The organism is Candidatus Binataceae bacterium (assembly GCA_035508495.1).
Taxonomy (GTDB): Bacteria; Desulfobacterota; Binatia; order Binatales; family Binataceae; genus JASHPB01.
This window is the reverse complement of the sequence record DATJMX010000082.1, coordinates 20,634-33,037: the sequence shown is the minus strand read 5'-3', so window position 1 is coordinate 33,037 and position 12,404 is coordinate 20,634. Positions and strand designations below refer to the sequence as shown.

Genomic DNA, 12,404 nt, shown 5'->3' with positions numbered 1-12,404 from the left:
AGCCGCATCAAATCGGGCGCTTCGCCAGCCGTGCGCGCTACCTTGCGGCCAACGGATGGAATCCGCTAACGCGCAGCGCGTGGCTGATCGATATCCGAAAAGGCTCGCCCGATGGAAGCCTCGTGAATGCCCGATTTCTTCCGCGCGCGAAGTTTTTCTCTCATCTCGCGGCTTTCGATGTGCAGGCCGATTGGCTGGCCGAGCTTGATCCCCAATTCATCTATTCGCTGCCGTCGAACCTCGAAGGATTGCTCGCAGTCTTTGCCGATGGAAAGCGAAAACTGTTCTCGCTCAAGCGGATTTTCACGGGCGGCGAGATTCTCGAGGAGTCGGTGCGCAAAGACGCGCGGCGATACCTCAATGCCGAGATTGCCGACAACTATGGTTCGACTGAGGCGTTCCTCGCCTGGCAGTGCCCCGCCGGCAGCTATCACGTCAATGCCGAGCATGTGATTGTCGAAATCGTTGATGAAAATGGAAAACAAGTCTGCGCGGGAAGTGCCGGCCGGGTGCTGGTAACGACGCTGGAAAATCGACTGATGCCACTAATTCGTTACGACCTCGGCGACTATGCGATCGCCTCCGACGCGAGATGCTCATGCGGGCGCACTCTGCCGCTGATTGGGAAAATCCTGGGACGTGGGGTCAACCTTTTTCGCCTTCCCGGCGGGGGCCTCATATCTCCATGGCAACTGATCGACACGATGAAAGCGATGCCGGCGGTGCGACAGGTTCAGATCGAGCAAAGATCGCTGAACCAATACATTGTACGATACGCGGCTGAAAGCGCGCTCACGCCAAACATCGAAGAGGACGTCCGCACAGGCTTCCGCACGACTATGGGTCAGGCCGCGCAGGTTCATTTCGACTATGTAGAGGAAATTCCTCGCGGCGCCGGAGGTAAGTTCATGGCGGCACTATCGGCGCTGTCGGCTGCGGATACCAAGTGATCTGACTGTGATTTTGCGATGATGGCTCAGCATGCTCCAGATACGATCACTGAATCGTCCGCCTTGCAGTTTGCGGCACGGCTCCTGAAAGTCGGAGTTATTGTCTGCATGGTGGCAATCATTCCTCTTCGCGGCATCGGTTTGTGCAACGCGCCGAAGGAACTTGTGCTGGATATCGCGGGCCTCGGCGCCGCTGCGCTATGCCTGTTCAGTACTTCCCGAATCGAACTCGACAGTGTCGACCTGTGCTTCGCCGGCTTCCTGCTACTGAGTATCGCGTCGGCATGTTTTGCCGCCGTCGATCAATGGGAGGCGATGCGCGCCTTTGCGATGAGCGCGGCGGGTTTTGCTGTGTACTGGTGCGCTCGCTATCTGTCCGGACGCGGATTCCGGCAGCGGCTGATCGAAGCCGTCGCACTCGCGACTGTGATCGTTGCGATCGGAGTGCTTTTCGATGCGATCGGTGTGACCGATCACCTCTCATACGCGCGACCTGGTGGGACCTTGGGAAACCGGAACTGGGCCGCGCATCTGCTCGCCCTGGGGATGCCCCTGCTCGCGTTTGGAGCGGTATCGCGATGGAAGCGGAGATTTGCATTGAGTCTGATACCGCTTTTGCTGACAACGGCGGCGATGGTTGTGGCTCGCTCGCGCGCGGGGTGGATCGCGATGGCCTTCGGCACCATCGGCCCGCTGATTTTTCTTGCGATTAGCGCGCGCCGATCTTCGCAATCGTCTAGCGCCGCGTTACGAACACTCGCCGTCATCGCGGTCGGTATCGTTGCGGGTGCCATCTTGCCGACGGAACTACAATGGCATGCTCGTCATCCCTACACCGAGACGCTACGCACTATAGTCAAATTCGATTCCGGCAGCGGGCACGGCCGTATCGAGCAATATCGTAAGTCACTCACGATAGTTTCGAATCACAAGTTGCTCGGCGTCGGACCCGCGAATTGGAAAATCGTCTATCCAGCTTACGCGCCCGATGCTGCCGCGCCGGGAGATCCGGCCTGGAACGTGCCGACGCGGTCGAACAGTGACCTCTTCGGTATCGCAGCGGAGCGCGGCGTTCCGGCGATCCTGTTGCTCCTCGCGGCTTTGATTATTCTGGCGATTCGAAGCTTGAGATCGATTTTCGACGATGCGCGCTCGACCACACCCGACGCGTGCGTCGAGTCTATGACAATGCTCGGTATCTTGATCGCGCTTGCGATCGTTGGCGCACTTGACGCCGTGCTTCAGCTTCCCGCGCCGGCCTTCGTCTTCTTTCTGAGCATCGGAGCGCTCACCCCCAGATGCGAAGCGCTGTGGTCAATCCAGCCTGGGTCGCGCGCGCGCCTTGCGAGCGCGATTGCCACGGCGAGCTTCGGGGCGCTCGTGTCCGTCTATCTAGTGAATGGAATGTATGTCTCTGAACTGTTGTCGCGCGGCACGCCTGCGAGCCTCCGTCACGCATCGCGACTCGCGCTCGACGAGCAGTGGCTGCACGCGCAAGCGCTATGGGACGAGCGGGCACGTCAGCTGGCGCCTGGCGTCTACCCCGGGTGTGATTGACTCAACAGCCGAAACTATCGGCACCTGAGTCGCTTTCAGGCGCAGCGCTTAGACGTCGCACTTACCCTTTCGTTTCTCCCCGGCGGCGATGAATCGAAGCGGCCAGCGCGAGGGCTGATCCTTTGTCGAGTTCGCTTTTGATTCGGCAGTCAGTTCCGCTTCCATCGCGGCAACTTCGGCATTCGCAGTCTCAACCAGTTCTCGCAGTCCGATAACGAGGCGCTCCATCTGGTTCTCCTAGGCGTAAAACAAGCTGCGGCGGAGGCTATATAGCGCTGCATGGCATGTCAAGGTTCGCATATGTGCGCCAGCTCATCACATCGCGTTACGAATCAGTTAACTTCAGGTTGTGTTAAGTTCGTGCTGCGCTAGCTGACCGTCAGCTTAGTGCCGGTGGTGACGGACGAAGAGCTCGCCATTTTAGTTCCAGCGTCGTAGTAGCGCTTGGCCCAAATGCCTGCGTAAGGCTCGTCAGCCGTCGGCATCCGCCAAGTCGTGACTTTCGCCTTGGCCTGAGCGACGCCGATCAGCGCGCGTGGTTGATCTTTCGTCTCGGCCAGGTAGTAGTCGGCGGAGGCCTCGTCGATGTATCTCGTCGCGATGCGCCGATACACCTCGTCCCACTTCCGGTCTTCTCCTACCTTGTAGAGAATCTCGGCGCGACCTTCGAACAGCACTTTACGATAGAGACCTGTGTCTTCGTCGATCGTGATCGCGACCCGCGGCTCACGCTCGAGATTGGCGAGGAACGCCGAATGCTTGCGCGGAGTGATCTTTATTTGCCCGTCTTCGAAAATGAACCACACGGGGACGACGCTCGGCGATCCGTCGGCGCGCACCGTAGCAATTCGGGCGAGATGCCCGCGCTCGGCCAGGAAATCGATCACTTCGCGTTCGCTTAATTTCGGCATCGCGGTGACTCCTCTTTCAGTTGACGATCGATCGGCTTGTCTATTGTGCGGTGTAGCCGCCGTCTACCACGAGCTCGGAGCCGGTGACGAACGAGGCCTCGTCGCTGGCGAGGAAGACCGCGCACCATCCGACTTCTTCAGGCTCGGCGCCGCGCTTGAGCGGCGTCGCATCGATCAGACCCTGCAAGTCTTCGCGCGTTACCGCACCTAGCATCGGTGTCAGGATGAGGCCTGGATGAATCGAGTTAACGCGAATCTTGTCCGGCGCATACTGAATCGCGGCGGATTTGGTCATGAGGCGGACGGCGCCTTTGCTCGCGTGATACGCCGTCGAACCATCCGAGCCGATCAATCCGTAAATCGATGAGATATTGATAATCGAGCCGCCGCCGCGCTTGCGCATCGCCGGCACGGCATACTTCATCCCGAGCCATACGCCCTTCTGATTGATGTTGATGACGGCGTCCCACTCCTCGTCGCTGGTGTCCTCGACGCCCTTGACGTTGGCGATGCCGGCATTGTTGATGAGGATGTCGAGGCCGCCGAATTCGCGCGCGCAAGTTTCGACCGCCGCGCGCCAGTCGCTCGTGCTGGTAACGTCGAGATGAATGGGAATCGCCGGTTTGCCGGCGAACTTCGCGTTGATGCTGTCGGCGGCCTTGCGGCAATCGTTGTCGAGCACGTCGCCGATCACGACCTTGGCGCCTTCGCTGACGAACTGGCGCGCTTCAGCGGCGCCCTGTCCGCGCGCACCGCCGGAAATCAGCGCAACTTTGCCTTTGAGTCTGTCCATGCGATTTCGCCTCGTCTGCTTGCAGATGGTTTGTCGCCGACCTTAGCCGATTCGGAGGTCAATCGAGAAGGCGAAGCGATGACAGATCTACGGTCGCGGATTGTAGCGCGAGAATTGGCGGAACTTCGCAGTCAGAGGAAAGCCCGCGCTGTTATCGATGATCTCATCGATTTGAAAATCGAGAACGCGTTCGGCGCCCGCAAAATCGCGTGCTCGCTTCGAATCGAAATCAACCGACGCGCTTCCGCTGATCTGCAGAGTGCGGCCGCTCTTGAAATCGATGAACAGCAATCCCGCCTTCGGATTCACCAGGAGATTCCCCAGCGTGTTGAACATCCTGTTGCCATTGTAATCGGGAATTCCGAGATGGCGCTCGTCAATTACGCGAACGAAACCGGGATTGCCGCCCTTGTGTGATACGTCGGCGCCGCTGTCAGGATGCTCGCTGGCGATGAAGAACGTGTCAGCCGCTGCGATCTGCTCGCGCTGGGACGGAGACAGACTCGACGATCTTCTTATCTCAACCTTTGCACTACGGGTTTGCGGCTCCGCGCTGACGACCATCCGCTCCTGAATGTAGCGAGGGCAGTTCGCGTAAACCTGCTCAGTCGTCATCCAGATGGCGCCGTCATCGACAAGAGCTTTGCCGTTAATCCGCACTCGGCGTGCTTTGAGGAGGTCTATCGCGATCAACGCGGCGTGAGACTCGGCGGCCAAGTTTGCGAGCAGCGGATCCCCCGGCGGCGGAAGGCTTTCGAGCTTCAACGTCCGAGGCTCGGGAACTTTGATGAAGCCAGGCTCGCCGGTCACGACAGATGCCCACGCACGATGGCCCGAATCGACGGTGCCGATAATCGCGAACGGCCGCCGCTTCAGAAACTCCGCAATCGAATCGGGGATCGTTTCCATGATCCCACCGCCGACGTCGTCAGCGATATCTCGAACGCCAACGCGCTTTTGAATTTCCAGTTCTCCCGCGTGGAAAACCATCTTCCCTACCTCGTGCCTTCGATGTCGCCGCGGCTCAATTGTTGCGCATGACGGCGCTTATAAAGACCGTTTGAACTAGCCAAAAAAATTGCTTGCGTCTCACGTAACTCTCGCTCGGAAGAGTTCATCAAAGCTTGCATGAGCGCCTAGACACGGCCAATGACGCCAACTCCGAAGCTTCGAAGAAGGATTGAGCACAGATGTCGCACCATCTTGATTCTCCCCTCGCACGGCAGGACACGCGCCTCGACATCACGGATGTCTACCTCTTTCGAGGTACTGCGGGCACGGTGTTCGTCATGAATGTGGATACCTCGGCCGCAAACCAGAAGCATCACGAACAATTCCACCCGGAAGCACTCTACGAAATTCAAGATAGATACTGATAACGAGGCGGTCGAGGACATAACCTTTCGCGTCGCGTTCGATCGTCATGAAAAAGATGGTCGCCAGGCACTCGAGTTGCGGCGGCTCGATGGCGCGGCGGCGCGAGATCGGACAGCCAAAGGCGTCACATTGGCGAAAGGCTACACCGGCGAGGAAATCCGTGGTGAGCGCGGCGTGCGCGTGTGGGCTGGTCGGGCAGGCGAGCCATTCTATATCGAGGGAACCGTGCTTGGTGCGATCCGCAAGGCGATCGCCAACGGCAGCTCAGTCGATCTCGCCGGATGGAGCAAGGACAAGGCCGCGAATGCATTCTCCGATTCGACTGTCAGCTCAATCGTGCTCGAAATTCCAGATAGCGAGTTTCCCTCGAAGGCAATTGGCTTTTGGGGAGTGACCGTATTGGCTACGGACGCCGGAGGCTGGCGGCAAATTAATCGCGCCGGACTGCCGATGATTCAACCGATTTTCAATCCCGATAATGGCGAGCGATCCAGTGAGTACAACACGACCCAGCCCAAGGATGATCGAACCATCTACGGCCCGATCATCGGCCAACTGGTTGCAGGCGTAGTTGCCGCGATGAAAAGCACCGCGGATCCAAAGGCCTACGGGCAGAACGTCGCCGATATTTGTTTCCCGGACATCCTTCATTATGAAGTCGGGACTCCCGCAGTATTCGGATTCGCGCGTCGCAATGGCCGCGCTCTGTCCGACAACGCGCCCGAAGTGATGTTTTCATTAGTTACTAATACCGCTCTTTCTGACGGCCTTGGTCCGAAGACCGCGACTGGTACGTTGCGCGCCGAATTTCCTTACGTTGCACTTCCGCCGGCTGCCTGAATTTTTGCGGCACCGCCGAACTGTAGGCAGCGCATATTCATGGATCCAAAGGAGTAAGCAGATGCCGACAATCAAGACCCGCGACAATACCGAGATCTTCTACAAAGACTGGGGCACAGGACCGGTCGTGACATTTTCGCACGGATGGCCGCTGTGCGCGGATGCATGGGATCCGCAAATGCTGTTTCTGGTAAAGCACGGCTTCCGATGCATCGCGCATGATCGCCGCGGACATGGACGCTCGACGCAGTCTGCCACCGGCAATGACATGGATACCTACGCCGACGATCTCGCCGCTCTCATCGAGGCGCTCAACCTGAAGGACATCACGATGGTCGGCCATTCGACCGGCGGCGGCGAGGTAGCGCGGTATATCGGGAGGCACGGCAGCAAGCGAGTCGCCAAAGCCGTTCTCCTGTCCGCCGTTCCTCCGCTGATGCTGAAGACGCCGGCCAATCCGGAAGGGCTGCCGATCGAGATATTCGACAAATTGCGCGCTGACCTGAGCGCCGATCGCTCCCAGTTTTACAAAGACCTCGCGAGTCCCTTTTATGGCGCCAACCTGCCGGGAGCCAAGGTCTCGCAGGGGATTTTGGATTCATTCTGGTTGTGGAGTATGCAATGCGGATTGCTCGCCTCTTACGAATGCATCAAGCAGTTCTCAGAGGTAGACTTCACCGACGATCTCAAAAAAATCGATGTGCCAACGCTCGTCCTGCACGGTGAAGGCGATCAGATCGTTCCAATCAAGGATTCAGGTCAGAAGAGCGCCCGTCTCGTGAAAGATGCGAAAGCAATCTACTATCCCGGTGCGCCGCACGGCATGTTCGCCACCCACCACGACAAGGTCAACGCCGATTTGCTGGAATTCCTGAAATCGTAGCAAACCGAGGAAACTCGGTCTCGGGAATTGAAAGGAAAGCCCGCTCGAAAGGGCGGGCTTTTTCGCAAGCCGGTATAGTCACCTGCTGGCGAGACGCGCGATCTCGTCCAGCAGCCTTGCAGTCGTGATCTGTCGGCAATAGCCACGATTATTACGCAGTGACCACTCATGGCGTTCTGCCGACTGCGTCACGCAGGCATCTGTCGGCACAGTCACCAGGTAACCGAGATCGCAGGCATCGCGCACCGCCGAGTCGACGCATTGATCCGTCAGGCAGCCGGCGATTATCAAGTAGCGAGTGCCCAGATTCCGCAATACATAGTCGATATTAGTCGATATGAAGACCGACGATGACGTTTTGGGGAACACGATTTCATCGGCTAGCGGCGCAAGCTCATCGACGACTTTCGCGTCGGGCGAACCTTTCGGGACATTGAAGCCGGTGATCTTGTAATCGAGCGACCGATCGCGGCCGTCGGCGGTCAGGCTCTCGATAACTGTGTATGCGACTTCAATTCTGGCGGCGCGACAGGCTCGTTGCAGGGCGACCATGTTGGGCAGCGCAGTTTCGCTCAGCATGCGAAAAAAATAACCGTAACGTTGTTCCTTTTCCGCCGAATCGAGGTTTGAGTATTCGCTCCCGTCACGGTTGCAATTATAGTTTTGAACGTCCACGAACAGCAGGGCGGTCTGAGCAGGCGCGATCTCGACATCGCGGCTCAGCGGGTGGTTGCTTGAGCCACTCATTTGATCGCTCCATAGAAAGCTCGTTCTGCGGCTTGCAGCACCCGAGCAATCCGTGCCGCCCATTCGTGCTGCCCGGTCTTGTCGAGCAGCAGGTCCTGGCGAATTTCGATCTCGACGTGTGGCAGACCGCGTCCTTCGCCGTGATGCGGTATCGTGTAGTCAGTTTCGTCACTGACGAAGTAGGGCTGGTTGTCGCCGATGATGAGATCGGTTTCGCCGCGCAGTAAGTCCAACACCAATCCGGCAAAGCGACGATCGCGATTATACAGTACGGCCGCGTGCATCTCGCGCGGAACTCCTTTGAAAATGTTGGTCATGCTGTGCTGAGCGACGAGGATCGTCGGACGTCCCGTTGCGGCGCGCGTGTCGAGCAATGCGCGAATCCGATCGTGATAGGGCGCGAAGATCTCGTTGCGACGCGCGAGCCTTTCTTTATCGGTCAACCCGAGGTTGCCCGGGATTTCGGTCAATTCACTGACCCTCGGAATCGAACTCGCCTCTTTGGGATCGCGATTACAGTCGATGACCAGCCGCGAATAATTCTGCGCCACCAGCGGTGCATCGAGCGTCTCGGAAACATCGCGCGCCAGGGCCACCGCGCCGATATCCCATGCGATATGTTGCTGTAATTGCGCCGGCGTCAGGCCGAGGTTGCCGAGTGCGCGGGGAATCCCGGTGCTGGCGTGATCAACCACAATGACAAACTTCGATCGCCCCTCAGGCCGTTCCACGAAAAACGGTGGCGGCTCGTCCGCGGCGATAACCCTGCCGAAGTAATTGCTCTCCGAACCAGTAGCGCCAGTGCGCTGCTCAGTAGACTTCTGCATAGCGGCGGCAAATCTCACTTTCATCAAGCTCGCGCAGTCCTTCGATCTCCGCCCGCTTGAAGAGCACATAGCCCGAGCGCAGATCGGCGCCAAGCCATTCGCCGACGGCATCACTCGCCTCCAGCAATGTCAGCGCTTCTGTCAACGAGGTGGGCAGCGAACGTTCGTCAGTTGCCTCGATGCGGCGTTGATGTCGGATGCCGTCGAGGCCGGCTTGAATGACTATCGCGAGCGCCAGGTAGGGATTTGCGGTGGCGTCGGCGACACGAAATTCAAAGTTGAATTGGCGGCCGCGTTTTTCCGGATCGCTACTGAACACTGGCGCAATGCGCACCGCCGCGCCGCGATCCAGAGGGCCAGCATCCGGCTTCACAGGGGCCCAGCGATTCGGGCGCAGCCGATAGTACGACGCTACGGAGGCCGCGGTTATCCCGCACATCGCCGGAAGATAATGCAGAATTCCCGCGACGAAGTGGCTGCCCAGTGCCGAGAGTTGCCACTCCCGTTGTTCATCGTACAGAACTGGTTGGCCCTCGCGGTCCAGGAAGCTGAAGTGAATATGGGTCCCGTTTCCGACGCCATCCGGATCGTGGATGGGAGCGAAGCTGACTCGCTGACCGAGGCGGAAGGCGACCGCGTGTGCGAGTTCGCGCACGATCACCGCATCGTCTGCCGCGCGCAGTCCGAGAGCCGGCGCAGCGGTGACCTCGTACTGCTGCGGACCGTATTCGGACAGGAAAGCGTCGGGAGTGAGCCCAGCCTCGCGCATCGCGCCGAGCAGCGTCTCGCCGAAAAGTCCCTGGCGGCGATAGGCGTCGAGCTCATACGGCTGCGGCGGATTCGCGGCGACGGCGCTGTAGGTAAATTCCTGCTCGAAGCTGGCGAGCATTCGCAATCCAGTTTCACTGTGCAATCGCTCCAGCGCGCGTCGCAGCACATGGCGCGGACAAAAATCCCAGGGAGCACCTTCGAGGGTCCTAATATCAGCGAGGAAGAAGTGCTCGGCCGGGCCGCCCTCGAAAGTTACTAACGTGCGAGTGTCAGGATCGGGCATCAAGACGACTTCGCCTCGGCTACCGAATGGATTCACCTGGATCGGCCCGAACGCCGACAGAAATATATTAGCGGGCGCGAGGCCGATTCCGTTCTGAAGTCTCGATGGTAAATCGGCGGCCGGAAAACTCTTGCCGCGAAAGTGTGCGGATAGATCGCTGGTGCCCGCAAAGACGATCGGCTCACGTTGCATCGCTCAAACTTAGCATTCTCGGTATCGTGGGACAGCCGCACCAGCCGCCGGGAGGTTCCGATGTCCACGGAGTTGCCGAAGAAATCCACCATCGCGGTTTGGGGCGGCGAGACCGCTCACGAACCGTACGAGCGCGCCACGCAAGTCCCGGTCGTGCACAGCGTGTCTTATAGTTACCGCGACATCGATACGTGGTTAGCGGTGGCACTGGAGCGCGCGCCCGGTCATATCTATTCGCGCAACACCAACCCGACGGTTCGCGCCTTCGAGGAAAAGATCCGCGATCTCGAAGGCGCCGAGGCGGCCACGAGTTTCTCTACCGGTATGGCCGCGATCAGCGGAACCTTCTTCGCGCTGCTGCGGCCGGGCGACAGGATCGTCTCGATTAAAGACAGCTATGGCGGCACTAACAAATTGTTTACGGAATTTCTGCCGGCGTTCGGCATCGAGGTCCGCCTCTGCGATACGACAGATTTCGCGCAGATCGAAATGGAGGTGGCGCGAGGCTGCAAATTGCTTTATCTCGAGACTCCGACCAACCCGACCGTCAAGATTGTGGACATCGCGCGCCTTGCGCGAGCCGCTCACGATGCAGACGCACTGGTCGTTGTTGACAACACCTTCGCCACGCCGATCAATCAAAATCCGCTCCAGCTCGGCGCCGACCTGGTCTTGCACAGCGCTACCAAATATCTGGGCGGACACGCAGACGCGCTGGGAGGTGCGGCTTGCGGCAGCCAGCCGTTGATCAGAACGCTCTATCATTTCCGCGAAATAAACGGCGCGGCGCTGGCGCCGATGGACGCGTATCAATTGTTGCGCGGGATGAAAACGCTCGCGCTCCGGATCGAGCGACAGAACCAGAGCGCGCTAACTATCGCGCGCTGGCTGCAACAGCATCCGGTCGTTGAGCAGGTGAACTATCCAGGCCTCGCAACGCATCTGCATCACGATGTCGCGCGGCGTCAGATGCGCGGTTTCGGCGGCATGCTCAGCTTCAGCGTGCGCGGCGGACTGGACGCGATCAAACTCGTGCTGCCGCGGCTGCGCTATGCGCATCGCGCGGCGAACCTCGGATGCGTCGAGACGGTAGTCGGACCGCCGCTGGTGACGAGCCATGTCGAATGCACCGCCGAGGAACGCGCGGCCGCCGGAATCCCGGAGGGCCTCGTTCGCTATTCGACGGGCATCGAGGACGTGTCGGACCTCATCACAGATCTCGAGCACGCCCTCGCAGCGATCGCGTGATCGGGTTGGCTCGAACGCTTCTAGCCGCGAAGAAAATCAAGGCAACCAAGATCCTTCAAAATCGGATCGATCTTGTCGCGAGCCTGGAACTGCGAATACTTCGTACGCAGCGCGCCCAATGATTTCGCATGATACTTCTGCGGCTTCTGCGTCCAGGTCTTGCCCGCGAGTTCCACCGCGAATTCCTCTTTGCTCTCGTCGATCGCTTTCTCGTTGGCTATCGTCCAGGGCAGGAACAGGGCGGCGACTTGACTAGTCAATACCGGCTTTAAGGTTGGGCTCAAGGCGCTCCAAGGCTCAAATTCACCCTCCGACCGTGGCCACAGCATGCGATGAATCCATGCGAGGACGTTGGGCGAGGTCGCATTAATCAATGCACCCGGAGTTGGATCGGTCCATGCGTTGTATAGTTGTCCCCACATCGCGAAATCGCCGAACGCGGGACGCCCGCCGAACAAATATGGGCGCGCTGCCAGATGAGCTTCGAGGAGCGGAAGTGTATCGCGGAATGACTGCTCGATTTGCGGCGCGGTCTGCGCATTCGATCCAACGAACGATACGCGATTAACCATTCGCTCGCGCACCATCTTAACTCCGCCCGCGAACTGCGCGTCGTCCGCCGCCGGCATCAGCGAGCGCGCGATCCGCGTCGCAGCGGAAAGCTGATCGGCCTCGCGCGCCCATCGATAGTGGAACATCCACTTGTTTCCCCACTCATCGCCGAACTCTTCGAGCAGCACCGAAATGAAGTTGGCCGCCGGATCGGTGGGATGAATCGACGGCGACGGATTGAGTGCCTCGACGTGCTCGATGATCGGTGTGGAATCCTGGATGCCTTCCTCTTTGGGGCTCACAACCAGCGGCACCAGCGGCAGCTTCACGAATTTCTGGTAGTCGCCTTCGGTATCGAGACTTCGCGGAATCCATCGATGCGCAATTTCCTTGTAGCGGAAGTACGAACGCACCTTCACTGAGTATGGTGAAAGCTCGATTCCATGGATTCGATATATATTCGCCAAGGCGAT

Annotated in this window: 13 protein-coding genes; 5 read left to right on the top strand and 8 right to left on the bottom strand. The window is 59.0% G+C overall.

The window, feature by feature from the left end:
* Together VMA09_23500 and VMA09_23495 are read left to right on the top strand one after the other, a co-directional pair.
* A partial coding sequence (locus tag VMA09_23500) for an AMP-binding protein (GenBank protein ID HUA36590.1) occupies positions 1–950 on the top strand: 950 nt, incomplete at its 5' end.
* A 111-nt stretch (positions 951–1,061) separates the two neighbouring features.
* Positions 1,062–2,507, top strand: coding sequence for an O-antigen ligase family protein (locus VMA09_23495; GenBank protein HUA36589.1), 1,446 nt, complete (start codon positions 1,062–1,064; stop codon positions 2,505–2,507).
* Positions 2,508–2,555: 48 nt separating this feature from the next.
* On the opposite strand, the gene VMA09_23490 is transcribed toward VMA09_23495, so the two are convergent.
* The 4 genes from VMA09_23490 to VMA09_23475 all read right to left on the bottom strand — a co-directional run bounded on the left by VMA09_23490 (position 2,556) and on the right by VMA09_23475 (position 5,201).
* Positions 2,556–2,735, bottom strand: coding sequence for a hypothetical protein (locus VMA09_23490; GenBank protein ID HUA36588.1), 180 nt, complete (start codon positions 2,733–2,735; stop codon positions 2,556–2,558).
* Between the two features lie 140 nt (positions 2,736–2,875).
* The gene (locus tag VMA09_23485; protein HUA36587.1) at positions 2,876–3,418 is read right to left on the bottom strand and encodes a pyridoxamine 5'-phosphate oxidase family protein; all 543 of its coding nucleotides are present in this window, start codon (positions 3,416–3,418) and stop codon (positions 2,876–2,878) included.
* A gap of 40 nt (positions 3,419–3,458) precedes the next feature.
* A complete protein-coding gene (locus tag VMA09_23480; GenBank protein ID HUA36586.1) occupies positions 3,459–4,211 on the bottom strand; it encodes a glucose 1-dehydrogenase in 753 nt (250 codons plus the stop codon).
* An 87-nt stretch (positions 4,212–4,298) separates the two neighbouring features.
* Positions 4,299–5,201, bottom strand: coding sequence for a pyridoxamine 5'-phosphate oxidase family protein (locus VMA09_23475; protein HUA36585.1), 903 nt, complete (start codon positions 5,199–5,201; stop codon positions 4,299–4,301).
* 516 nt (positions 5,202–5,717) lie between these two features.
* Between VMA09_23475 and VMA09_23470 the strand changes: the two genes are divergently transcribed.
* Both VMA09_23470 and VMA09_23465 read left to right on the top strand, forming a co-directional pair.
* Complete coding sequence (locus VMA09_23470; GenBank protein ID HUA36584.1) at positions 5,718–6,428, top strand: DUF4331 family protein; 711 nt, start codon at positions 5,718–5,720, stop codon at positions 6,426–6,428.
* A 61-nt stretch (positions 6,429–6,489) separates the two neighbouring features.
* Entirely contained in the window at positions 6,490–7,311 is an 822-nt protein-coding gene (locus tag VMA09_23465) for an alpha/beta hydrolase (GenBank protein ID HUA36583.1), read from the top strand.
* Positions 7,312–7,389: 78 nt separating this feature from the next.
* Here VMA09_23465 and VMA09_23460 read toward each other — a convergent pair whose 3' ends face one another.
* From VMA09_23460 to VMA09_23450, 3 genes are read right to left on the bottom strand one after another with little or no spacing between them, the layout of a single operon-like run.
* Positions 7,390–8,121, bottom strand: coding sequence for an isochorismatase family cysteine hydrolase (locus VMA09_23460; protein ID HUA36582.1), 732 nt, complete (start codon positions 8,119–8,121; stop codon positions 7,390–7,392).
* A complete protein-coding gene (locus VMA09_23455) occupies positions 8,055–8,885 on the bottom strand; it encodes an N-formylglutamate amidohydrolase (GenBank protein ID HUA36581.1) in 831 nt (276 codons plus the stop codon). Before VMA09_23455 ends, VMA09_23460 begins: the two co-directional genes overlap by 67 nt.
* A complete protein-coding gene (locus VMA09_23450; protein ID HUA36580.1) occupies positions 8,869–10,131 on the bottom strand; it encodes a glutamine synthetase family protein in 1,263 nt (420 codons plus the stop codon). Before VMA09_23450 ends, VMA09_23455 begins: the two co-directional genes overlap by 17 nt.
* 60 nt (positions 10,132–10,191) lie before the next feature.
* On the opposite strand from VMA09_23450, the gene VMA09_23445 reads away from it, so the two are divergent.
* Complete coding sequence (locus VMA09_23445; GenBank protein ID HUA36579.1) at positions 10,192–11,379, top strand: cystathionine gamma-synthase family protein; 1,188 nt, start codon at positions 10,192–10,194, stop codon at positions 11,377–11,379.
* Positions 11,380–11,399: 20 nt separating this feature from the next.
* Here the strand turns inward: VMA09_23445 and VMA09_23440 are convergent, their stop codons facing one another.
* On the bottom strand, positions 11,400–12,398 hold the full coding sequence (locus tag VMA09_23440) for a glutathione S-transferase family protein (GenBank protein HUA36578.1): 999 nt from the start codon (positions 12,396–12,398) through the stop codon (positions 11,400–11,402).
* Between the last annotated feature and the right edge of the window lie 6 nt (positions 12,399–12,404).